The organism is Acidobacteriota bacterium (assembly GCA_026393675.1).
Lineage (GTDB): Bacteria > Acidobacteriota > Vicinamibacteria > Vicinamibacterales > JAKQTR01 > JBAXOX01.
In genome coordinates, this window is the sequence record JAPKZQ010000002.1 from 17,707 (window position 1) to 40,273 (window position 22,567).

At 64.4% G+C, this 22,567-nt stretch carries 21 protein-coding genes and 1 pseudogene; 3 read left to right on the forward strand and 19 right to left on the reverse strand.

Translation table 11 applies throughout. The features are described from left to right. Positions 1–236: 236 nt before the first annotated feature. The 7 genes from NT151_00230 to NT151_00260 form a co-directional block, all read right to left on the reverse strand. A complete protein-coding gene (locus NT151_00230) occupies positions 237–992 on the reverse strand; it encodes a pilus assembly PilX N-terminal domain-containing protein (protein MCX6537348.1) in 756 nt (251 codons plus the stop codon). Continuing rightward, the gene (locus tag NT151_00235; protein MCX6537349.1) at positions 964–2,136 is read right to left on the reverse strand and encodes a hypothetical protein; all 1,173 of its coding nucleotides are present in this window, start codon (positions 2,134–2,136) and stop codon (positions 964–966) included. Before NT151_00235 ends, NT151_00230 begins: the two co-directional genes overlap by 29 nt. Further along, positions 2,130–2,603, reverse strand: a complete 474-nt coding sequence (locus NT151_00240; GenBank protein ID MCX6537350.1) for a hypothetical protein — start codon at positions 2,601–2,603, stop codon at positions 2,130–2,132. Before NT151_00240 ends, NT151_00235 begins: the two co-directional genes overlap by 7 nt. A gap of 304 nt (positions 2,604–2,907) precedes the next feature. Beyond that, positions 2,908–4,329, reverse strand: a complete 1,422-nt coding sequence (locus NT151_00245) for a hypothetical protein (GenBank protein MCX6537351.1) — start codon at positions 4,327–4,329, stop codon at positions 2,908–2,910. A 7-nt stretch (positions 4,330–4,336) separates the two neighbouring features. Continuing rightward, positions 4,337–5,011 carry a prepilin-type N-terminal cleavage/methylation domain-containing protein gene (locus NT151_00250; protein MCX6537352.1) on the reverse strand — a complete coding sequence of 225 codons (675 nt, stop codon included), beginning with the start codon at positions 5,009–5,011 and terminating at the stop codon, positions 4,337–4,339. Then, positions 5,011–5,484, reverse strand: coding sequence for a hypothetical protein (locus tag NT151_00255; GenBank protein MCX6537353.1), 474 nt, complete (start codon positions 5,482–5,484; stop codon positions 5,011–5,013). The genes NT151_00250 and NT151_00255 overlap by 1 nt, the downstream gene beginning before the upstream one ends. Continuing rightward, positions 5,432–5,971, reverse strand: coding sequence for a GspH/FimT family pseudopilin (locus NT151_00260; GenBank protein ID MCX6537354.1), 540 nt, complete (start codon positions 5,969–5,971; stop codon positions 5,432–5,434). Before NT151_00260 ends, NT151_00255 begins: the two co-directional genes overlap by 53 nt. A 300-nt stretch (positions 5,972–6,271) precedes the next feature. Here NT151_00260 and NT151_00265 point away from each other — a divergent pair, with 300 nt between their 5' ends. Further along, positions 6,272–6,427: a hypothetical protein gene (locus NT151_00265; GenBank protein MCX6537355.1), complete on the forward strand. Its 156-nt coding sequence runs from the start codon at positions 6,272–6,274 to the stop codon at positions 6,425–6,427. Positions 6,428–6,449: 22 nt separating this feature from the next. Here NT151_00265 and NT151_00270 read toward each other — a convergent pair whose 3' ends face one another. The 12 genes and pseudogenes from NT151_00270 to pilB all read right to left on the reverse strand — a co-directional run bounded on the left by NT151_00270 (position 6,450) and on the right by pilB (position 20,027). Then, a complete protein-coding gene (locus NT151_00270) occupies positions 6,450–7,214 on the reverse strand; it encodes a prepilin peptidase (protein MCX6537356.1) in 765 nt (254 codons plus the stop codon). Next, entirely contained in the window at positions 7,214–8,161 is a 948-nt protein-coding gene (locus tag NT151_00275; GenBank protein ID MCX6537357.1) for a hypothetical protein, read from the reverse strand. Before NT151_00275 ends, NT151_00270 begins: the two co-directional genes overlap by 1 nt. Further along, on the reverse strand, positions 8,158–8,970 hold the full coding sequence (locus NT151_00280; GenBank protein ID MCX6537358.1) for an ABC transporter permease subunit: 813 nt from the start codon (positions 8,968–8,970) through the stop codon (positions 8,158–8,160). The genes NT151_00275 and NT151_00280 overlap by 4 nt, the downstream gene beginning before the upstream one ends. After that, complete coding sequence (locus NT151_00285) at positions 8,970–9,938, reverse strand: ABC transporter ATP-binding protein (protein ID MCX6537359.1); 969 nt, start codon at positions 9,936–9,938, stop codon at positions 8,970–8,972. Before NT151_00285 ends, NT151_00280 begins: the two co-directional genes overlap by 1 nt. Before the next feature lie 3 nt (positions 9,939–9,941). Continuing rightward, positions 9,942–11,168, reverse strand: a complete 1,227-nt coding sequence (locus tag NT151_00290) for a thioredoxin domain-containing protein (GenBank protein MCX6537360.1) — start codon at positions 11,166–11,168, stop codon at positions 9,942–9,944. 112 nt (positions 11,169–11,280) lie between these two features. Continuing rightward, positions 11,281–11,817, reverse strand: coding sequence for a prepilin-type N-terminal cleavage/methylation domain-containing protein (locus NT151_00295; GenBank protein ID MCX6537361.1), 537 nt, complete (start codon positions 11,815–11,817; stop codon positions 11,281–11,283). Between the two features lie 607 nt (positions 11,818–12,424). Then, positions 12,425–12,508, reverse strand: a pseudogene (locus NT151_00300) (prepilin-type N-terminal cleavage/methylation domain-containing protein). 256 nt (positions 12,509–12,764) lie between these two features. Continuing rightward, on the reverse strand, positions 12,765–14,228 hold the full coding sequence (locus NT151_00305) for a sigma-54 dependent transcriptional regulator (GenBank protein MCX6537362.1): 1,464 nt from the start codon (positions 14,226–14,228) through the stop codon (positions 12,765–12,767). Between the two features lie 10 nt (positions 14,229–14,238). Beyond that, positions 14,239–15,891 (reverse strand): ATP-binding protein, encoded by a 1,653-nt coding sequence (locus NT151_00310; protein ID MCX6537363.1) that lies wholly within the window; start codon positions 15,889–15,891, stop codon positions 14,239–14,241. A gap of 11 nt (positions 15,892–15,902) precedes the next feature. Beyond that, positions 15,903–17,120 carry a type II secretion system F family protein gene (locus NT151_00315; GenBank protein ID MCX6537364.1) on the reverse strand — a complete coding sequence of 406 codons (1,218 nt, stop codon included), beginning with the start codon at positions 17,118–17,120 and terminating at the stop codon, positions 15,903–15,905. 5 nt (positions 17,121–17,125) lie between these two features. Then, positions 17,126–18,247, reverse strand: coding sequence for a type IV pilus twitching motility protein PilT (locus NT151_00320; GenBank protein MCX6537365.1), 1,122 nt, complete (start codon positions 18,245–18,247; stop codon positions 17,126–17,128). A gap of 43 nt (positions 18,248–18,290) precedes the next feature. Further along, positions 18,291–20,027 carry a type IV-A pilus assembly ATPase PilB gene (gene pilB, locus NT151_00325; GenBank protein ID MCX6537366.1) on the reverse strand — a complete coding sequence of 579 codons (1,737 nt, stop codon included), beginning with the start codon at positions 20,025–20,027 and terminating at the stop codon, positions 18,291–18,293. 438 nt (positions 20,028–20,465) lie between these two features. Here pilB and NT151_00330 point away from each other — a divergent pair, with 438 nt between their 5' ends. Both NT151_00330 and NT151_00335 read left to right on the forward strand, forming a co-directional pair. After that, positions 20,466–21,227, forward strand: coding sequence for a YIP1 family protein (locus NT151_00330; protein ID MCX6537367.1), 762 nt, complete (start codon positions 20,466–20,468; stop codon positions 21,225–21,227). A 2-nt stretch (positions 21,228–21,229) separates the two neighbouring features. Next, the gene (locus NT151_00335) at positions 21,230–22,564 is read left to right on the forward strand and encodes an efflux RND transporter periplasmic adaptor subunit (GenBank protein MCX6537368.1); all 1,335 of its coding nucleotides are present in this window, start codon (positions 21,230–21,232) and stop codon (positions 22,562–22,564) included. Positions 22,565–22,567 lie beyond the last annotated feature (3 nt).

Sequence of the window (22,567 nt, forward strand, 5' to 3'; positions counted from 1 at the left end):
GTGAGGCGATCCGGTCACAACTGCTCGCTCAGCACTAAGTCCTGACTGGATGAACTCGTCACCGAATTCGTGGATCGTAGGACTTAGCGGCCAGGAGACACTCCCACCCTCTCTCCATTATCGGTCGAATCCATGGCTGTGATTACCCTTTGACCGGAGTTCTCTGCGCACCACCCGACCTTCGGCCGCCGTCTGCCAGCCACGCAAGCTCAGGGTCCGGGCTCTGCCTGGCGGCCCTACCGGATCTCCCGCCACGCGACAACCTGAGGCGGCTGGTCCCCTGCCGGAGAACGGCTCACCGTCACGGTCACAACCCGGTGGGCCGCGCGGATGCCAAAGCCTTCGGCGCGAACGACGATGACGCCGGCGCCAGGCCGACGCGTGCCATCAGCTGCCGGCTGGCTGTCGCGTAAGGGATCTCCGTCCAGTTCCGCCGGGTCATCGCCAACCCAGACGATCACCTCGCACGGAGGCGGCGCGGAATCAGTCGACACGAATTGATCCAGTCGCCGGTGCCCAAACACCTGCCAGCGCGGATTGTTCGGACCCCACGGCCGATCAGTCGTGAAGGCGTCCAGTTCGGCATTCGTGCAGACGGCAGTGTGCCCGCAGTTGGCGACGTTGGTGAGGCTTCGCACGTCGGCCTGCGTGCCGTCCGGAAGGAGCAGGCGTGCATCGGTGCTGGATTGGAGGATGGCGGACCGGACCTGCCCCGAGAGCACCAGGTTCCAATCCGCGATGCCGTTGAGTTCGTGGATCGCGATGGCCAGACCGGCTTCAGCCGCATACGCGCTACTGAGCGACGCCTCGTGTGCCGACGCGATGGCCGGTTCCAGACTGGTCGTGAGCGCGAGGCCCAGGCCGACCACCGAGACCAGCATCAGGATGGCCAACACCGCGATGAGCGCCGCACCACTCTGAGCGTTCCGATCGGTCTCGCCGGTCTGGCCGCCGCGTGTATTATCATCTGCGCATCGATCGCGGAGCCACATCGGATGTCACCTCGAGATCAGGGACCAGCCGCGACCAGTCGCGCGACAGGCCGGGATTGCTGAACCACGTGGCTGACGGGCCCCGCACGCTGGCCGACTGCGCCTGCATTCTGAGCGTGACCCGCACAAGTCGTATCCGAAGCAGGTCCGCGTCGTATCGGTTTACCGAATTGGGGTCGGGGCACCACGGGCCATCGGCAAGCGCCGACAGCGGCAGCGGTGCCAGCCCCGACGCGCCAGCCGACAACGTCTCCAATCTCGCCACGTGATGGTCCCCGTCAACGGCGAACGTGCAGTTTTCACCGGCCGGCCACGCGTCGAGGGGATTGTCGATGCCCACGGGCGGAGGCATCGGGCCGTATGAGACCGTCCGCCGCACCGGGTCATCCGGACTGATGACGACCGGAGGCGCCGGGTCGCCGAAGTACTGAAACGACAACGACACAGCGTGATCGACGACCGGGAAACTGGATCCTCCGCCATCGGCGCGGCGCAGTTGCGCGATCCCCGTCGCCGATTCCACGGCGAGGTAGTAGCTCCTCGCGCTGACCTCGCCGACCAGCGCTCCGGCCGCATACGGCCCCGACAACCGGCTCTGGGCATGCGTCACCTGCCCGCCATCAGGCGAGATGGTCGTGGCCGTAAACAGGTCGAAGGCCGACGTGCCGTCGACGATAAGCATCACGCTGCCGGCGTGAAGCCGGCACGCCGCACGATCCAGACTGCACGCCGATGCCGGCACGATCCGAATCGGCGACGCAAGATCGTCCACGGCAGCATCCGTGAGTGCCTGAGGTGCCGACGACGCCATCGACAGGATGGTGATGCTGTCGGCCCTCGCGCACCCGCCCACGACCGACGACAGGGACGAGCCGGTCCATCGACAGGGCAACACCGCGGGCCACGTCAACGCCGCTCGTGCGCCCCATCCCAGGCTGAACCCGCCGCCGGCCGCGGTGAGATCGGACCTGAGCGCGTCGATGGCCACGCGGACACGCTGTTGAAGATCGGCTGCTTCCGGCAGCGAATGAAACGCGCCGGTGGCGGGCATGACGAGCGTCACCGCCAGGCTCACGGCTATCAACGTCACCGCCGCGGCGACCATGAACTCAACGAGCGTGAATCCGCCAGCCCGCTTTACCACGTCTCACCCGATCGCACCGTGGCGAGCCTGACTGTTCCGGCGGCGTCACCGCACTCGCCGGCGCGTGCCGCCACGCGGCGGCACGGCGAGACGGCGACGTGGATCAGGTTGAGCGACGTGTCGGCCGCGAGCGGGCTGATCGCCCAGCGGCGCACGTAGACCGCGCCACGCGCCTCCGCTCCCGTGCCCACAACCACGCCGGCCGCATCGAGGTACTCGACGAAACCGGGTTCGTCGTGGCTCACGGCGTCGGGCGACGACTGCGACAGCGCTCGGGGCGCGAGGGACAACTCCTCCAGTTTCTGTGCCGCCAGGATAGCCGCGATGGTTCGCTCGCGCGTTGATGTGATCGTCCGAACGGCGACCGACGCCAGCCCGGCAAGTGACACCACCGCTGTTGTGAGAATGGCGATCGCCACTACCGCTTCAATCAGGGTCGATCCGGTGTCATCGAGTGCGCGTCTCACGCAGATGGACGATGCAATCCGGGATCCAGACACCGCTTTCAATCCGCCGACGCCGCGCGCGATGCATAACGCCCATAGAAATGGGTCCTGCGCCCGAAGTCAACGTGAACGGGCCGCGAGACGCGGGATCAGGAGGCTGGCAGATATTGCCACGTGGAGCGACGCGGCGTGGTGCAGAAGATGCGATGCCGGCACGGCACGCCGGATCGCTCCGATGGTCAGCATGGTCTCGTCAACGTGAGGTGCCGCCCGCCCGGCTAAATGCATTCAGGACGAGTAGGCGGCTTCGTAGACGGCGCGAACGCTACATCTGCCGCCAGCCGACGACGGCTGGCGCGCCGCTCCCGCCAAGACCGCCGTCGTAGGTCAGGGAAAACGAACCGAAAAAACTGCTCACGGTATTCGAATGAACGAGGTTCGCCACGCTCGGCGAATTCTGGACGATGATCTGCCCTAGCATCGTCGGGTTGCCCGTGATCTCGATCTGTTCGCGCACCAGGACCCGCGCCTGTGCACCCGTCTGCGTGAGGTTGCCGCTGATCGAGATATCGCCGTCGGCCAGCAGGAACAGGCCCGGATCGTCTGCCGTCGCCCGCAGGTTGCCCGAAATGTCGATCGACCCTTCGCTGATGATGCTCACGTTGACGGGACCAGGGCTGCCCGAGATGTTGACGTCACCCTGGACGTAGTAGGTGCCCGCCTGCAGGGCGTTGCTGCTGACACTCCACGTGGCGCTGCCAAATGTCCAGCCGCGAGCGGAACAGCCGCCACCACTGGCAGTGCAGAGCACCGTCCCGCCCGGGTTGGTCATCGTGCCAGCACTGGTCAGGATGTAGTCGGCCTCGGCCCGGTGATCGCTGGCATGAATGTCGGGCACGGGCAGGCTCGGATACCCACCACCTGTCATGCCGCCCACCGTGGGATTGCCACTCGGGTCGTATTCCCCACTGGCCGTTGCGTCACCAGCGATGTTCGAACTCCCGGAAATCTCGAAGTTCCCGTTCGCATGGACGCCGCCCGCCGTCCCGAAAATATTGACGTTGCCCCCGATGTCCAAGTTTCCGTTGACCAGGATCGCCGGATCCTCCGGGCCATACCCCACCACCACCTCCAGCGTCACCTGCGCGTTGTTCGGGCCGTAGCCAGTTGCGCGAACGATGAGCCGCTTGTTGTGATCGATGTAGGCCTGGTTGGCCTCGGTGACTTCGTTGATCCGGATCACATCCGCCGCGCTCAGCGTGACGCCGCGGGCCGCGTCGTCCTCGTCGAACACACGCGCTTCATACGACTCGTCGGTGGCGAGCGTCCGCCGCGCCGGCGACCGGGGAATCCGCTGCGTCGCATCCGCGCCGAGGTTCTCGATGCTGCCGTTATCGGCATCGAGGGCAGTCGTTCCCGTCAACCCGTCTGGCCCCTTCAGGAGCGCGGAAATCGCGGCGCTCTCGCTCGCGTACCCATCGGCCTGCCAGGTGGCGAGTTTGTCGATGACGACCGATGTGGCGTGATTGATCCCAGCCTCGGCCGCGGCTCTGGCCTTGGCCTGGGCTTCGTAGTTCTGCGAGATCTTGATCTCGGTCTGGCCACTCACCGTCAACGTCGCCACCATCCCCGTCAGCAGGATCAGCAGCAACAGCACACCGATCAGCGCGAAGCCGCGCTCGGATGAGCAAACGCCGGCCTGGATGGACCGGTCAGCTGGCAGCGTCGGGGGGGTGGTCGCCATCATATGATCGTCACCTCAGCCGGAGTCGAACCTCGGAGGTCAACGTGTACGTCGTCGGCGCGTTGCGATACTCGTCGCGAGTGATAGTCTGGCCCGTCACCGAGACTTGGACGTACGCCACCTGCGTCGGCACCGCCGTCGCCACGCGCTGCGCGTTGAGATAGGTGAAGCGCAACGATGAGATCACGCGGTCGGTCATCACCACTGCGGCTTGATCGAGGTTGTTGTCGCGTTTCGTGATGGTGAGGTTCGCGAGGTTGTGAGCAATCGTGAGGTCTTCGCCGCCCTCGTTGCACGCGCCCGCGGCGCCGCCAAGCAGACCGTTGGGTGGATTGATGTCTGCCTCGATCCGGACGTTGTCGGCGAGTCCGGTGCCGTTCGGATCGAGCTGAATGGGCGTGAACACGGTGCCTGCCGCCGGACACGCGCCGGTCGTGATCATATATGGGTTGGCGCCTGCCGACCGCAGCGCCGTGGTAATCCACTCGATGACAAACTGGACTTCCTCCTGCGTGGCCGATCCATCGAGCAGGACGTTCGACGCTCGTGTCGTCTGCCGCGTGACCAGCAGCGCCGAACCCATCAGGATGAGGCCAACCGTCATCGCCAGCAACAACTCGACAAGGGAATAGCCCTTGGCATTGGCCGCCCGGTGCCATCCCCGCGCGATGGGTCGCCATGCCATCACCATGAGCGAACAATCGTCGTGATCGTGACGGGCTTGGTGATGCCCCGGTTTCCGCTGCTAGGCGTCATTCTCACCGTCACGACCCGAGTTTTATTGTTGGCCGTCGGGCCGGCCGCAACGCTCCAGCGACGCGTGAAGCCGGCCGTCGGATTGTCGAAGTAGTTGGCGAGGTTGTTGTCGAGCGAGACGGTCCCCCCGGGCGTGATCTGGATGGCTGCATCGGCCGCGAAATCCAGTTTCTCGAGCTGCTCGATCTTGGCCACCGCCAGGCGTGCGGCATTCTCGCTGTTGCGGGCAAGCTGATGCCCGCGCACGGACACACCGAGCAGTTGGGCAATGGCCAGGAGCCCGAACACCAGGATCGTCGCCGCAATCAGCGTCTCAATCAGCGTGACGCCGTCGGACCGGCGATACCGGCTATTGGAAGCTGACGCGGCCAGCCGCCGAAAGCGTGAGCGTTTGTGTGGCATCGCTCTTCACCACTGTAATCGACACCGGAGCCGCGCCGGTCACCGGCGTGATGCGGCCGGTCGGCGCGATATCGACGTTGGTTGCCTGGCTGAACGACACGCCGCCCCTCAACCCTCGAACCGGCCCGTCCAGATCTGGCCGGGCGTTGGCGTTCTGATCAGGATAGGGATACGCGGCAGGATCGCAGCGATTCGCCGCATTATCGATGGTGGCATTACCGACGATCTCCACCACGCGGTATTGGCCCGCGACCGGGCAATTGAATCGCACGCGCATGGTCCGGCCGCTCGACAGCGCCTGCAGCCGCGCCGACTGGACGGCGGCGGCCACGTCGTGAATCGCCCCACTCAACTCGAGACGCTGGCGTGCACCATTGATGGCGGGGATGGCGGCGCCGATGAGGACGGCACCAATACCCAACACGAGCATCAGCTCGAGAAGGGTAAAGCCGTCTGCCGGCTGACAGCCAGCCCGTCGATCGCCCATATACATATTGTATGCCGCAGGCACATGGCCATCTTTGCACGAAATCCCGCCCCCCGGACCGTTTTGGGGGGTTCACCGGGAAATGTGCAAGGAACTCCGATTACGTTTATCGGTCGCTAGGCGACAATCCTGCAGGTTCGTATCATGGGCCGGAAAGCGGGCCCTCATTTTCGAGGATGGTCTCCCGTTGCGGCTTCGCGTCGATGCCATACGATAGGGCACCATGAAGATACTTGCAGTACGGTTGATGTCCTGCATCCTGTTTATGACATGCCTGGGACGACGGTCCTTGACAATGTGGTGTCAGGCAAGAACGAGCTTGTGCTGAAATATTCGGGAAAGCCGGGAGCGGAGGCGAAGTTCTGCGTGATCACGCCGGAAGGGATGACATTCCTGGCGAAGAAGATCACAGGCCCGTCAGAGGCCCTGGAGTCATTCCAGTTTGTCGTCAAGTGATCCCGTACGGTCTATCGGGACACTAGCGGTAGAAGCTGAGATACCAGGCGAGCATCGTGTCGCCCGCGCTCGCCGCGAGCATGGCGCCGATCGCGAGGAAGGTGCCAAACGGCATCGACGCCTTCATGTCACGCTTTCGAATTGCCAGCGGCAGACCGACGAGCGAACCGAGAAACGAGGCCACCACGAGCGTCAACAGCACATGCCGCCACCCGAGAAAGGCCCCGATGAGCGCAAGCATCTTCACATCACCCATGCCGAGGCCCTCGATGCGGCGCACTCGGTAGTAGATCTCGGCGACGACCAGCGGAATCAGGCCTCCGACCACCAGCCCGATGAGCGACGACACCCAGCCTGGCGGCGTCACAAAACTGAACAGGAAGCCGATGACGGTGCCGGGAATCGTGATCGCATTCGGCAGAATGCGATGCTCGAGGTCGATGAAGAAGAGGACGACGAGCGCACACCCGAACAGCAGCCGCGAGGCGAGCATCCAATCGATGCCGTACTGCCAGGTCGCCCACACGAACATCACGCCAGTGAACGCCTCGACGAACGGGTAGACGCCGGAAATGCGCGTCTTGCACGAGCGGCATCGTCCGCCAAGCGCCAGCCACGCCACCACTGGAACGTTGTCGAACCACTTCAGCGGCTGCGCGCAGGTGGGACAGTGCGAGGCCGGCCACAGGAGCGACTTGTCGAGCGGCAACCGATAGATGCACACGTTGAGAAAACTGCCGACGCACAAGCCCAGCAGGCCTGCCAGTGTCAGCAGCCACGGGGTCATCACGATGATGGACCTGCCTTTCGCGCGAATTGAGCCGGCAGCGGATAGAGCTTCGACGATCGAGCGATGGTCACGCCGCCAGGCTGCGTCGCATCGAGCATGTACGGCGCACTCGACGGATCTGACGGCATCGCGTTGAGCAGGCCCGCCGCGCGCAGGGCTTCCCAATCCACCGGGAATCGACCGACGATCTGCTGATATCTGGCCACCAGGACCGCCAATTGATCAATCTCGTCGAGCGCGTCGAGCTGGGCGAGTTTGAGTCGCGCGTTGGTCTTGACCCAGTCGTCGTCCGAGGTCTCGTACAGCTGCATCCACAGCACCCTTGACGACCGGCGATCACCACCTTGCACCAGGGTTGTCGCGGCCATCGATCGCAACCACCAGGGCGCGCCCGCGATCCGGCTCGCCTTGTCGAACCACATCGCCGCCTGTTTGTAGTCCTGCAGCCACCAGTAGTACACGAAGCCGGCGTCCTGGGCGTACTGCCACTTTGCTGGCTCTGCCGCGAGTCCCTTGTTCAGCAGGGCGATTGCCTGGTCCACCCGGCCGGCCCCATCGGGAAATGGCTCGGCCAGAAAGATCGCGCCAAAGCGGTACGCGATCGTGAATCGCGGATCGAGGCTTGTCGCCAGGTCCAGCAGCGGGTAGAGCGCCGAGTACTGCTTGGTCGGGCTGGTCGACACCCGCGTGTCACCGTAGTGCTGGATCGCCCGGATCCAGTACAGGTCGGCGAGCAGAGCGTGGTACGACAGCGCCAGGCGGTTCGCAGAGGCGCCGGACTTGAGGTACAGCAATGTGGCATCACCGGACGCGATGCGATAGTGCGTCTCGCGCACAGCCTGCAGCCCCAGTGCGGCGGCCACGAGCAACGCCGAGGCCGCCAGGGCCACCATCACCTGGCGGCGATCGGGCCGGCCCGACGCCGCTGCCGCGTCGGCGCTCATTTGAAATCGCGCCTGGCAAACACCAGCATGGCCAGTCCGACGACGGCGGCCGCGTAGAGCAGGCCGTACCCGCTCGTCAGCAGCACGTAACCAACCGGAACCGTCTGACCGTGCACGACCGCCGCCTTCACATCAAACGGTGCGAGATTCGGCAACAGGTAGTAAAGGGCACGGGCCAGAACAGCTGCGGCCCTCGACTTCACGATGTGTTCGAAATGCGCCAGATCCGCGTTGAAGTGTCCGACGATGTACAGACCAAACGTCAGGGCCGCCGACAGCATCGGGCTCGAGAAGGTCGAGAAAAACAGGGCCACCGCCGTGACAACGAGCAGCTGGACGTAGATCAGCACGAACGCCTTGAGCAGGTTCGGATCGACCACCGGCGCATCGATCATGGCGGCCCTGGCCAACGCCGGCTGCGTCCAGGCCATGACGGCCAGCACCAGGTAGACGGCCGTCGCCATCACCGCGAGATTGACCAGCAGCGTCAGCGCCAAGCCGATGAACTTGCCGACGATGAAGTGGTGGCGCCGGAGTGGCTTGACCAGGACGTTGTAGACGCTGCGCCGATCGACTTCCTTCCAGACCAGGCCCACGCCGATGAAGACGGCCATGAACAGTCCGAACACGGCGCTGGCGGCCAGACCGAGGTCCTTGATGATCTTGATGTCCTGCCCCGCCGTCAACTGCCCAACCAGGTACGACGCCGAGATCATCAGGGTCGCGAACAGAACCAGGTTGTACAGCACCTTGTCCCGTACCGATTCCTTGAACACGTGGTAGGCGATCAGTCCGATGACGCGCGCCATCAGCCCTCCGGCATGAATCGCCCGGCCGGCGCCGCGGCCTGGCTGGCCTTGACCTGCTCCACAAAGACGTCCTCGAGCGTCGTGCGCAGCGGATTCAGCGAGACGAGGCGGCCGCCCCGATCGCGAACCGCCGCGATGACGCGCTCAGGCTCGCAGTCCGGTGCGAGATCGACGGTGCATCGGCCATCGGCAATCGGCGCGACGCTGCGAACGGCGGGGCCGAGCATGCCGAGTGCGGCCGGCTCAATGCCGGCCACCACCAGTTCCCATCCCGCGACCTTGAATGCGAGCATCTCCGACAGGCTGCCCATCGCCACCATCTGCCCGCCCACCAGAATGCCCACGCGGCTGCAGAGCGTCTCGGCATCCGACAGGATGTGCGAGCTGAAGAACACCGTGCACCCGCGATCGCGGAGGCTCAGGATGAGGGCGCGCACGTCACGGCGCCCGATGGGGTCGAGTCCGGACATCGGTTCATCAAGAAACACGACCTCGGGGTCGTTGATCAGGGCCTGCGCGAGTCCGACACGCTGCAGCATGCCTTTGGAGAACTTCCGCATCGGCAGCCGCCGTTCGCCACCGATGCCCAGGCGGTCGAGCAGATCGCTCACCCGTCTCTGACGTTCGGGATTCCTGATGCCGAAAAGTCCGGCGAAATACGAGAGCAGTTCCTCGGCCGTCAGGTAGTCGTAGAAGTACGGGGCCTCCGGCAGAAATCCGACGCGACGCCGCACCTCGAGATCGCCGGCTGGCCGGCCCAGGATCGAGATTCGGCCAGAGGTGGGATAGATGAGCTGCATCAGCAGCTTCAGGGTCGTGGTCTTGCCGGCGCCGTTCGGGCCGAGGAAACCGAAGACCTCGTTGGCCTCCACGCGCAGCGTGACGCCGTCGAGCGCCCGGTACGGACGCGGGCGCCAGAAGCCGACGGCATAGTCCTTGGTGAGACCGTCTGTCTCGATCGCAGCCATCGATCAGGGTGTAATCTTGCCGGCCTTCTTCAGTTCGTACTGGAGGGCCAGGTCGAAGTACTGCGGCGGGAGGGCGCCGTTCCGCCGGATGTACAGCACGGTGTCTTTGCCGGGCTCGCGATGCCCGATAAAGAAGGTCGGCGTCTGATTGATGCCGAGGATGGTCGCCAGCGCAATATCGCTTTTGACCTGGTTCAGCACCGTCTGATACTGCTCGTCGAAGTCCGGCACGCCGCCAATATCACGCGCGGCCTGCCGCACGATGGGTGGCGTCAGCGCCTGGTTTCGCGTATAGAGCCAGTCCTCCATCGCGTCGCCCCGCCCCTTGAGCCGCGCCAGTCGCACCGCGACGGCCGACTCGCACGACGCCAGGTGCATGTCGCTCTTCATGTTGGCGTTGCACTCCATCTCGAGCGGGTAGTCCTTCGCGATGAACTTGACCTCGCCGGGATACTGCGCCCGGTACTTCGCCAGAATCTCCTTGTAATCCAGGTAGCTCTGCGCGCACGCCGGGCACATGTAGTCGGAGAACTTCACGATGACGACGCTCGCGCCTTCGGCTGAAACCGGCACCTGCACCCGGGGCTGGGATTCCCAGAAGCGAATGAACTCGCTGGTGGAATCACCGCCGGCCTGCGGGGCGGGTGACGCCTGCGTATCGCCGTGGCGCGGCATGAAGGCGATCGCTGCAGTTGACGACATGATGAAAACCATCACGACGGCCATGGCCGGCGGGCTGGCCAGCGCGGCCCGGACGTCCTGCCAGATCCGGCGGGGAATCGTGGTCATGGGAAACGGTATCCTTGCACCTGAAGTGAGAAACACACCAGTCACCGCAACGTAGGTGATGATGCACATCGCGCAGACGGTCTTGAGGATCACGAGCGACGCGTACGCCAGGTAGATCACCGAGCCAAGCCCCAGCACGCCGAGCACGAAGACGTACCCCACGGCGCTTTCGCGCAGGCTCGGCCATCCCCAGCGCGATCCTGCCAGCAACACCATCACGCCCACGTACCACAGCGCGCCGAACAGGGCCACCGGCACCCCGGCAAGGCTTGCGTACCGGCTCTGGTATACCTGGGTGCAACTGACCGTCGGGCTCACGTCACAGAAGCTGACGTAGCCTGGCTGTCGCAGCAGTTGGACGTGCACGTACAGCGACGCGATAGACGAGGCCAGCCCGACCAGGGTCAACACGAAGAGGACACGGCGAACGCTATTCGACATCGTAGGAATGGCACCCCCTCACTCTCGCAGTTGTAGCGGCTTCCGGGGAGCGCCGTCAAGCGGGGACTTTGGGTCCGCGGCAACCCGGGTGGTGCCGCCACCTGAAATCGCTCTATCTATCGATGACCGAAGCGTAGGCAGGAGCCGTCGTGTCCGTCATCGCCAGCGCCGTCTGCGACATGGCCTGGAAGATCGTCAAGCTCATGTTCGTCCCGAACGCCCGCGTGCCGGCGCCAGCCGCCGGGGTCGCCGTCGCGTTGTAGCCCTGCACCGCCGCGCCGGCCGCCAGACCGTTGCAGGAAGCCGGAGCCGTCGCCGCCACGCCCGACGAGCTGGCCATCGTGACGGTGTAGCCGCTCTTGGTCACCGACGCCGCTCCGCTCAGATCCGGGCTGATGAAGGGCATGCCAGCCGCCGGCGCCGTGCCGAGGTTCACCAAGCCCGGCGAGTAGAAGCCGTTGCCACAGCTGGCCGCGTAGGTCGCTTGGGCGCTGTTGATCGCGCGCAGCGATCCGATCGCCGACGCCTCATTGGCGGACTGGCGTGCGCGCAGCAGGCCAGGCACCGCGATGGCGGCGATGATGCCGATGATGGCCACAACAATCAGCAGCTCGATCAGCGTGAATCCGCGTGGTTGCGTGCTGCGCATAGGCGAGTGGCCAATCAACCTGATGGGTCGCGTGACGTGTCGAAAAAAGGATACAGCAAACAACCACGCGACGCCACGCCAGCGACCGCCGGCCAGGGCGCGCGACCCGCGCGAAAAGAAACGAGGGATGACGGCACGACAGCCGACATCCCTCGCAGGAAACCCGTTGGTACTCTGGTAGTTACTGGAGCGGGCTCGCGGTCGCCGGAGCCGTCGTGTCCGTCATCACCAGGTTGACCGCACCGTAGAAGATCGTCGACGACGTGTTCGTGCCGAAGAACCGGCCGCCTCCTCCCACCGGGTCCGCCGTCGCGTTATACCCGGTCGTCACCGTACCGAGGTTGCACGACGCGGGCGTCCCGGCCGGCGCTGGGGTTGCTGCGTTCATCGTGATCGTGTAGTTGCTCTTCACCACGGCGCCGGCGCCGACCAGATCCGGGCTGATGAAGGGCGTACCGTTTGTCGGTGCCAGGCCAAGATTCGCCAGGCTCGGCGAGTAGAAGCCGTTGCCGCAGCTCGCGGCATAGGTCGACTGCGAGCTGTTGATGGCGCGCAGCGATCCAATGGCTGACGCCTCGTTGCCCGCCTGGCGTGCGCGCAGCAGGCCGGGCACGGCGATGGCGGCAATGATGCCGATGATGGCGACGACAATTAACAGCTCAATCAGCGTGAACCCCTTGTTGTTCTTCATTGCTCAGCTCCTTTGCGTGAATCGTTTCTAACGGAATCTCGTAATACGCGGCAGCCGCTCTGGTCTTGTCGGGGGCGCCTGGCACGCTGTCGTCGCAACCAACCGAAATGCAATGTCAGTACCATGTCGTTCAAGAAGATACATGTATCATTAAAGTATTGATATTAAATGACTTATCTTGAACTGGTGCTTGTCTCAATCTTCTGAGTCTCGTCAACGGAGTGACGCTCTGCGGCAGTTCAAGTGCCACAAATTGTCAGCCCCCACCTTCGGTGCCGGCGTCTTCGGACGCCAGCCGGTGCCGGCGCAGGTCGTACTTGTCGAGGAGGTGGCGCAATTGCCTGGGTGTAATGCCCAACAGCTTGGCCGCCTTGTCGTGGCGGCCGTCCGCCTGTTTCAACGCCTGCTGAACGAGGTCGCGTTCACGGTTCTCCAGGTGCAACGGCAGGTCCAGGCCCTGGGCCGGCAACTGGATGGCGTGCTCGCTGTCACCGATTGCGCCGGGGCCGGCCGTGGGCAGGCGGACGTCGGCCGGAAGACTGTCGAGTTGAATGACTGGACCCCGCTCGAGCGCGACGGCCCGTTCGATCACGTTCTCGAGCTGGCGGACGTTGCCAGGCCAGCCGAATGCCTCGAGACACCTCACCGCGTCTGATGAGATTCCACCGATGGACTTCCCCATCTGCTCTCGGTACTTCGCGAGGAAGTGCTCGGCCAGTAGCGAAATGTCCTCCCGCCGTTCGCGCAGCGGCGGCAACTGGATCGGAATCACGTTGATGCGGTAGTACAGGTCCTCGCGGAACTTCCCTTCGGCGACCAGTCGCGACAGATCGCGGTTGGTTGCGGTGATGATGCGGATGTCGGCGTCAATTTCGTCGGTGCCGCCGAGCCGGCGAAACTTGCGTTCCTGCAGGACGCGGAGCAGTTTCACCTGCATCATCGGGCTCATCTCGGAGATCTCGTCGAGAAACACGGTGCCGTGTTCCGCCGTCTCGAGCAGCCCCTTCCTGGTCATGGCGGCGCCCGTGAAGGCGCCGCGCATGTGACCGAACAGCTCCGCCTCCAGCAGGGTCTCTGGCAGCGCTCCACAATTGAGCGCGACAAACGCTCGATCACGGCGCATCGAGTTCACGTGGATCGCCCGGGCGACCAGTTCCTTGCCGGTGCCCGATTCGCCGGTGACGAGAATCGTGCTGTTAGTCGGCGCGATCGTCTCGATCAGATCGAAGACGGCTTCCATGGCCTTACTCCGTCCGACGATGTTCGCAAAGGCCGACGCGGTGCGCAGGGCCCGTTTCAGCAGCACGTTTTCCTGGCGCAGGTCGCGACGTTCGAGCGCGTTGCGGACCTTGGCCTTCAGTTCTTCAACGTCGAACGGTTTGGTGATGTAGTCGTAGGCCCCGAGCCTGAGCGCCTCCACCGCGGTTTCGGTCGACGCGAACGCCGTGATCATGATGCCGACGATGTCGGGGTCGAGGCGTTTGGCCGCCCTGAGCAAATCCACGCCGCTCATTCCCGGCATCCGGATATCCGAGATCAGCAGGTCGATGGTCTCGTGCTCGAGCGTAGCCAGCGCCACCTCGCCTGTTTCCGCCAGCAGGACGTGATGCCCTTCTCGCCGCAGCACAATGGTCAGCAGTTCCCGCATCGATCGCTCGTCATCGACGACCAGAATGCGGCCGTGCGGACGGTCCGGGGCGGTCGTGGGTTCAGTCGTCATGGCAGATTCCTCACGCGGCGGGCTCCCGGGCCGGCAACCGCACCTCGACCGTGGTGCCGGCACCTGGATTCGACGTCACCCGGATTTCGCCGCCATGGTCGCTGACAATGCGATGCACGATCGCCATCCCCAGCCCGCTCCCTTTCGCAAATGACCCGTGGAACGGCTGGAAGATGGCATCGAGATCGGCATCTTCGATCCCCACGCCTTCGTCCTGGACCACGATGACGGCCTCGTGCTGGGTCGCGCCTTCGTGGGACGACAGCAGCAGCCGGCCGCCATCCGGCATGGCGCGCAGGCCATTGGTGGCGAGGTTCCAGACGATCTGCCGGATCTGCCCTTCGTCGGCTTCGCACCACACGGGCAAGGCTGGTGATTCCACGTCGAGGCTGTGACGCGCCCCGACCTCGGAGCTGTTGCGCAGCAGCAGCGCCGCGTCCTGCAGAATCGAACGAACGTCGATCCGGCCGATGTTGAAGCGTTGGGGCCGCGCGTATGCCAGGAAGCTGCGAATCGTCGTGTTGAGCCGCTCCGATTCGCGCAGCACGATGTCCATCAATTGCGCCTGTTCGGGGTTCAGGCTGAGTTCGCTCCGGAGCACCTGGATCGAGCCGGACATCGACGCCAGCGGATTCCGGATCTCGTGCGCAATCCCGGCGGCCATCTCGCCGACCGCCGCCATCCGGTGCTGGACCCTGGCTTCGCGCTCGAGCCTGCGGGGTGCGGTCGTGTCCTGAAAGGTGAACAGAAAGCCCGAATGCCCGGCCGACGTCATCAACCCGGTGGCGGCCAGGCCGAGATCGACGACGGTGCCGTCGGCTCTTGTGTAGCGATAATCAGCTCGTGCGCTGGTGCGAGCCGGCAGGTCGCCCAGCTTCGCCGCGAACGGCGGCGGCAGTTGCAGCAGGCTGGCCACGTCGCCGCCCCGAGCGGTCTGGGCGGCGTGGCCGGTGATGGCCTCAGCCACCTGATTGAATGTCAACACCCGCCCCGCCAAGTCCGTCGTCACCAGCCCCATGGCCAGGCTGTCGATCACGTGCTGATTGAACGCCTGGAGGTCGGCAATCTCGGCCGACGCATCCGCCAGTCTCACGTCGGCGCGGCGGACGCGCTCGGCGAGTGACCCGCTGAGCCACGCGACCGCAAAGAAACCCGCGGTGTTGATGGCGACCGTATACCCGGCGACCTGTGCCGGAGGAATGGCTCCGGAGGTGCCGGTGGGCCAGAGCGACCACAGGGGCGATTGCTCGACGGCGTACTGCATGATCACGAGGGCGGCATGGAGGACGGCGGCAAACGTCGCCATGAGCACGGCACTACGCCTGGAGCGGAGCGTACTTGCGCCGATGATGGGCAGAAAGTACAGCGACGACAGCACGCTGGCGATCCCGCCCGTCATCCACACGAACGCCGACACGGTCAGCGTGTCGAACGCCAGCTGGAGATCCACGAGCCAGGGGCGGCGCTCGGCCTGCCGGAGGGTCACGGCCCAGACGGCCGACAACGCAAAGGTCGATCCGATCAGTCCGTAGAGCAGCTCGGACTCGCCGACCAAGGGCGCGCGCAGTTGGAGCAGCACCGCCGATCCGAGCAGCGCCACGCTGACCGCGAGGCGCACCGTCATCAGCATGACGACTTCGCGCCGGATCCCGCGTTGGGTCACGCCGTGGCCACTCATCCGGTGAGCTTGCCGATCAGATCGAAGATCGGCATGTACATCGCGATGACGATCCCGCCCACCGCGCCGCCGAGGAAGCCGATCAGCATGGGTTCCATCAACGTGAGCAGGCCGGCGACGGCCGTGTCGACTTCCTCTTCATAGAAGTCGGCGATCTTGGCCAGCATCGTATCGAGCGCCCCGGTCGCCTCGCCGACGCCGATCATCTGGCTGACCATGGCCGGAAACACGCCCGTCTCTTTGAGCGGCTGCGCGATGGTCTCGCCGCGCTCGATGCTGGTACGCGTCGTCAGGATGGCGTCCTCGATGATGGCGTTGCCCGAGGTCTTGGCCGTGATGTCGAGGCCATCGAGAATCGGCACGCCCGAACTGATCAGTGTCGACAGCGTCCGGCAGAATCGGGCGACGGCGATCTTGCGCAGGATCGCGCCGATCACGGGCGCGCGCAGGACCAGCCTGTCGAGCGCATGGCGCCCGGCATTGGTGGCGTAGTACTGCCTTACGAAATAGCCCGTGCCCACCACCACCACGACGATGATGGGCATGAACTTGACGAGCGTCTCGCTCAGCCAGATGACCACGCGGGTTGGCAACGGCAGTTCCGCGCCGAGGCCCGCGAACAGCGAGGCGAACGTCGGGATGACCTTCCACAGGATGACGGCGATGACCACCACCGCGATCGAGATCACCGCGATCGGGTAGATCATGGCCGCCTTGACCTGGCCCTTCAGCTTGACGTTCTTCTCGATGTAGACCGCCAGCCGCTTGAGGATCGTGTCGAGAATGCCGCCCGCCTCGCCGGCGGCCACCATGTTGGTGAACAGGCTGTCGAACGCGCGGGGGTGTTTGCGCATGGCGTCGGCCAGCGACGCGCCCGACTCGACATCGCTCCGGGTCTGCAGAATCGTCTTCGCAAAGTGCTTGTCTTCTTCCTGGTTGCCCAGGATCTCGAGGCACTGGACCAGCGGCAGGCCCGCGTCGATCATCACGGAGAACTGGCGTGTGAAAATCGCCAGATTCTTGGCCGGGACCTTGCGGCCCGACTTGCCGGTCCGCGCGACAGACTGGGCCTTGGTTTCGATCGGCATGATCCTGGTCACCAGGATCTGTTCTTTGCGCAGCGCGGCGACCGCGTTCTCCATCGAGTCGGAAACCCGTTCGCCGCTGACCGTCTCGCCACTACGCTTCCGGCCGGTATACGCGAATGTCGCCATGATGCTTATCCCCGATCACGAATCCCACCGGGCCGTCCGGTCCCGGCCCCCGGCACGGTGCCGACACCCCGGTTGATCATGTCCGTCAACTCGTCTTTGAGCGATGACGCCGCGCGCGCCACGTCGAGCGAGACCGCGCCGGCATAGTACAGACTGGCCAGCGACTGGTTGAGCGTCTGCGATCCCACTTTCTCCTGCCCGGCCTGCATCGATGAGTAGATCTGGTGGACCTTGTCCTCGCGAATCAGGTTCCGAATCGCGGGCGTCGGGATCAGTATCTCGACGGCGACGACCCGTCCCCTGCCATCCGCCCGCGGCAGGAGCGTCTGGCAGACGATCCCCTCGAGCACCATGGACACCTGTGTCCGGATCTGCGTCTGCTGATGCGCCGGGAACACATCGACAATCCGGTTGACGGTCTGGGCGGCCGAGTTCGTGTGCAACGTGGCGAAGGTCAGGTGACCGGTTTCCGCGATGCGCAGCGCGGATTCGACCGTTTCGAGATCGCGCATCTCGCCGATGTACACCACGTCGGGGTCTTCGCGCAGCGCGGAGCGCAGGGCGGCACCGAATGTCAGGGTGTCACCGAGCAGCTCGCGCTGGTTGACCAGACAGTTCTTGTGCATGTGGATGTACTCGATCGGATCCTCGATCGTCAGGATGTGCTGATGGCGTTCGATGTTGATCTTGTCGATCATCGCGGCGAGCGTCGTGCTCTTGCCGCTGCCGGTCGGTCCGGTGACCAGGACCAGGCCGCGTGGACGATCGGCGAGCATCGAGACGACCTGGGGCAGTCCCAGTTCCCTGAAATTCCGGATCTGATCGGGAATGACGCGGTACACCGCCCCGACGGCGCCCCGCTGGCTGAACACATTGCAGCGGAAGCGCGCCAGGTTGCGCATGCCAAACGAGAAGTCGAGCTCGAATGTTTCCTCGAAGCGCTTCTTCTGGGCGTCGGTCAGCACGCTGTACGCGATCTGCTTGGTTTCGGTCGGCGTCAGGTCCGGCAGATCGAGACGAACCAGGCTGCCGCGGACGCGGACCTGGGGAGGCGTGCCGGCGGTGACATGCAGGTCGGACGCGCCCATTTCGATCGCTTTCCTCAGCAGATCCGGAAGCGTCGCCATATCTGGTGTTCTCCCCAACCCGGCGTCCCTCATGGGGCGCCGGCTAGTTGACCGTCTCCCTCAGGACCTCTTCGATGGTGGTCACGCCGGCCTTGATCTTCAGGATGCCGCTCTGCCGCAGCGTGACCATCCCTTCCTCGACCGCCTTGCGCCTGAGCTCCTGGCTCGACGCACCGACCAGCACGAGTTCCTTCAGCGATTCCGAGATTTCCATGACTTCGTACAGGCCCACGCGGCCCTTGTAGCCGGTGCCATTGCACTTCTCGCAGCCGGCGCCGCGCTGCGGCACGACGATCCGCGCGTCCTCGGCGCTGAACCCGGCCTTGGCGAGCGCCTGTGGAGGCACCGGATTCGGCTGCTTGCAGTTGGTGCACACAACCCGCACGAGTCGCTGGGCGCAGATCAGGTTGACGGAGCTCGACACCAGGAAGGGCTCGATGCCCATGTTCATCAGCCGGCTGATCGTGCTCGGCGCGTCGTTGGTGTGCAACGTCGAGAGCACCAGATGCCCGGTCAGCGCCGCCTTGACGGCAATCTCGGCCGTCTCGAAGTCGCGGATCTCGCCCACCAGAATGATGTTCGGGTCCTGCCGCAGGAACGCGCGCAACGCGGCGGCGAAATTCAGACCGATGTTCTCACGAATCTGGACCTGGTTGATGCCCGCCAGGTTGAACTCGACCGGATCCTCGGCCGTCATGATGTTGGTTTCGGTCGTATTCAGGCGGGAGATCGCCGAGTAGAGCGTGTTGGTCTTGCCGCTGCCGGTCGGCCCCGTCACCAGCACCATGCCCCACGGCCGCTGGATCGCGGCCTCGAAGCGCGCCAGCGGTTCGGGTTCGAACCCGAGCCGCGTCATGTCGAGCATCAGCTTGTCGCGATCGAGCAACCGCATGACGATCTTCTCGCCGAAGAGCGTCGGGAGCGCGGACACTCGGAAGTCGAGGTCCTTCGACTTGCCCTGGTCGTTGTAGCGGATCTTGATGCGGCCGTCCTGCGGCAGCCGCTTCTCGGCGATGTCGAGCTTCGCCATGATCTTCAGCCGCGACGCGATCGCGTCCCGGAACTTCATCGACGGGTTCATGATGGTGTAGAGCACGCCGTCGATGCGGTACCGGATCCGGTACTCCTTCTCGTACGGTTCGATGTGGATGTCGCTGGCGCCCTTCTGCATCGCCGACATCAGCAGCACGTTGACCAGCCTGATGATCGGCGCTTCCTCACCCTGCTTCAGCAGCGCGTCGACGCTGATCTCCTCGAGGTCCCCGAGCACCTGGACGTCGGCATCGCCCCCCACGGGCATCTCGTCGAGCACGCGTGAGGCCATCTCGAGCGCGCTTTCGCCCGCCGGTCTGACCGCACTCGCGTAGTATTTCTGGATCGCATCCTGGACCGCCGACTCCGACGCGACCACCGGCTCGACGTTGTAGCCCGTCATGAACTTGATGTCGTCCATGGCGAAGACGTTGGTGGGATCGGTCATCGCGATCGTGAGCGTCGCGCCGGTGCGGCTCAGGGGAATCACCTGGTACTTCTGCGCGGTCTCGACCGGAATCAGCTTGATGACGACGGGGTCGATCTCGAACTGCGGCAGATTGATGGAGGGCACGCCGTATTGCCGGCTCAACAGGGCGGTGATGTCCTCGCCTTTCACGAAGCCGAGTTTCACCAGCGCAGACCCCAGCTTCCCTCCGTGAGCCTTCTGGTAAGCCAGCGCTTCCTGGAGTTGTTCCGGTGTGATGCGCCGCTCCTTGAGGAGCAGCTCGCCGATGCGTACAGCCATGGATCGTGCCGAACTATAGCTTTGTGACGATTCTTGTCAACGGCTCGCGAATTCCGTCAATCTCGGGACGTACTCTGGCGTTTTCATGACATTCTGGCCGGCAAACCGAGATTGATAGACCTACCATTCTAGGCTATTCAACAGAAAACAACCCGCACAGCCCACGCACACGCCAACCAACCGGACGACACCAAGCTCCGTCTCCTTCTTGTCGGCGCTTCTCCCCCTGGTCTTGAGCCTGACTCGGCAAAACCCGCCACGACGGCTTCCAATCGGACACTCCTGCCAATTGCGGGCCAGACCGGCCACCCCGCCGGTCCGGAACCAGAAAGCGTTGGAAATCGTCTACACTAAACAGGTTGCGCGTCCTCAAGGTACGGTTCCCTTGGAGCGACCTGCCACCTGAGATTGCATTTTTTTCAAGAAAGGCCAGGAGCCATGAGTGAAGTGCCTACGACCCAGCCTGCCGTTGTCCAGGCGCCTCCGCCAGGCCAGAGCTTCGTCGCCCGTTTTCTGGGTGTGCTGACGTCCCCGAGAGCCACGTTTGCCGAGGTGGCCGCCAGGCCGCGGTGGTTCGGCATGCTCGCGGCGCTGGTCATCGTGGGAATCGTGGCGGGCACCGCCCTGATGGCGACCGACTCCGGCCGGCTGGCCGCGCTCGATGCGAGCCGAAGCGGCATGAAGAGCTTTGGCATCAACCTCCCGCCCGAAGCGGAAGCCGAGATGGAGCGCGGCATCATGGAAGCGCCGCTCTGGCGACTGGGACTCAACGCGGCGCTCGGACAAGTCACGATGGGCATCCTGCTGCCGCTCATCTTGGCGGGCGTGTTCTTCCTGGTCTTCAACGTCGTGCTGGGGGGCGATGCGACCTTCAAGCAGATGTTCGCGACCGTCGTGCACGCCAACCCCGTCATGCTCGTGGGCGTGCTCTTCACAACGCCGCTGATGTACTTCCGCGGGTCGATGACAGGGGTCACCAACCTCGGGGTGTTCCTGCCGATGCTCGATGAGAATTCGTTCCTGGCGAAGTTGCTCGGATCGGTCGATCTGATTCGCGTCTGGTGGGTCATCGTCCTGGCCACGGGTCTGAGCGTGCTCTACAAGCGCAAGACCGGGCCCATTGCCACAGCGCTGTTTGTGGTCTACGGCATCATTGCCGTCATCTTTGCTGCGGTCACGGCTGGCCGCGCGGGGGCATAAGCGTGAATCGCAAGAAGATCATCATCGGCATCCTCATCCTCCTGCTGGGCACCGCGCTGGTTGGGGCCAACCTCTATTTCAAGCGCGAAACCGGGCTCAGCGTGCAAGTGGAAAAGATCCAGAAGCGGAACCTCGAGGCGATTGTCTCGGCCTCGGGCAAGGTGCGGGCCAAGACGACAGTGAATATCAGCGCCAACACCATGGGCCGTGTCACCAAGCTGGCGGTTGAGGAAGGCGCCCGCGTCAAGGCCGGTCAGTTCCTGATGGAGATCGACCCGCGGCAGCTCCGCACCCAGGTCGAGCGCGGCGACGCGGGCCTGTCGGCCCAGCGCACAGCGGTCGAGCAGGCGAAGACGTCCCTCGAGTCTTCGAAGCTCCAGCTGAGCCTCGCAAAGGACAACCTGAAGCGCCAGCAGGACCTCTGGAAGGAACAGCTGACGACCAAGCAGGAACTCGATCGCGCCGTCAACGACGTGCAACTACGAGAGCGTGACGTCGAGGCGCGTCAGTCGGGGATTACCTCGGAAACGACGCGCATCCGGCAGACGCAGGCGGACCTCGAGAATGCAAGGTATAACCTGAGTCAAGTGACCATCGACTCGCCGATTGACGGGATCATCACGCGCCGCAACATCGAACTGGGCGAGATGGTCATGATTGGCACGATGAACAACGCCGGCACGGTGCTGCTCACCGTGGCGGACATGTCGGTCATCGAAGCCGAGCTGGAAGTGGACGAGACCGACATCCCGAACGTGAAGATCGGGCAGAAGGTCCAGATCAGCATTGACGCGATTCCCGACAAGAAATTCCCGGCAAAGGTGACTGAGGTCGGCAACAGCCCGATCCAGACGACGGCGTCGGCCAGTTCGCAGGCCATCAACTTCAAGGTCGTGGTCACCGTCGACGGTCAGATCCCGGAGGTCCGACCGGGCTTCACCTGCACCGCCGACATCACGACGGCGACCCGGAAGGACGTGCTGGCGATGCCCATCCAGGCGACCACGGTGCGGGAGCTCGTCTACGACGACAAGGGCAACATCGTGAAGCCGCCGGCGCCAGATCCGAAAACCGGCCGACCCGCGACAGCGGCGGCGCTTGCGGCGGCGGCCGAGCTGAAGCCGGGCCAGACGAAGAAGGAAACCGAGGGCGTGTTTATCGCGAAGGCCGGGAAGGTCGAATTCGTGCCCATCAAGACGGGCATCGCCGGCGAGAAGTACTTCGAGGTGCTCTCCGGGCTGAAGGACGGCGACGAGGTCATCACCGGGCCGTTCAGCGCGGTGCGCGAGCTGAAGGACGGCGTCGTGGTCAAGATCGACACCACGGTGAAGAAGTAGCGT

Coding starts and splice junctions, on each gene's coding strand:
- NT151_00230 (MCX6537348.1), bottom strand. CDS start 992: ATGTGGCTCCGCGATCGATGCGCAGATGATAATACACGCGGCGGCCAG.
- NT151_00245 (MCX6537351.1), bottom strand. CDS start 4,329: ATGATGGCGACCACCCCCCCGACGCTGCCAGCTGACCGGTCCATCCAG.
- NT151_00250 (MCX6537352.1), bottom strand. CDS start 5,011: ATGGCATGGCGACCCATCGCGCGGGGATGGCACCGGGCGGCCAATGCC.
- NT151_00255 (MCX6537353.1), bottom strand. CDS start 5,484: ATGCCACACAAACGCTCACGCTTTCGGCGGCTGGCCGCGTCAGCTTCC.
- NT151_00260 (MCX6537354.1), bottom strand. CDS start 5,971: ATGGGCGATCGACGGGCTGGCTGTCAGCCGGCAGACGGCTTTACCCTT.
- NT151_00270 (MCX6537356.1), bottom strand. CDS start 7,214: ATGACCCCGTGGCTGCTGACACTGGCAGGCCTGCTGGGCTTGTGCGTC.
- NT151_00275 (MCX6537357.1), bottom strand. CDS start 8,161: ATGAGCGCCGACGCGGCAGCGGCGTCGGGCCGGCCCGATCGCCGCCAG.
- NT151_00280 (MCX6537358.1), bottom strand. CDS start 8,970: ATGGCGCGCGTCATCGGACTGATCGCCTACCACGTGTTCAAGGAATCG.
- NT151_00285 (MCX6537359.1), bottom strand. CDS start 9,938: ATGGCTGCGATCGAGACAGACGGTCTCACCAAGGACTATGCCGTCGGC.
- NT151_00290 (MCX6537360.1), bottom strand. CDS start 11,168: ATGTCGAATAGCGTTCGCCGTGTCCTCTTCGTGTTGACCCTGGTCGGG.
- NT151_00295 (MCX6537361.1), bottom strand. CDS start 11,817: ATGCGCAGCACGCAACCACGCGGATTCACGCTGATCGAGCTGCTGATT.
- NT151_00305 (MCX6537362.1), bottom strand. CDS start 14,228: ATGACGACTGAACCCACGACCGCCCCGGACCGTCCGCACGGCCGCATT.
- NT151_00315 (MCX6537364.1), bottom strand. CDS start 17,120: ATGGCGACATTCGCGTATACCGGCCGGAAGCGTAGTGGCGAGACGGTC.
- NT151_00320 (MCX6537365.1), bottom strand. CDS start 18,247: ATGGCGACGCTTCCGGATCTGCTGAGGAAAGCGATCGAAATGGGCGCG.
- pilB (MCX6537366.1), bottom strand. CDS start 20,027: ATGGCTGTACGCATCGGCGAGCTGCTCCTCAAGGAGCGGCGCATCACA.
- NT151_00330 (MCX6537367.1), top strand. CDS start 20,466: ATGAGTGAAGTGCCTACGACCCAGCCTGCCGTTGTCCAGGCGCCTCCG.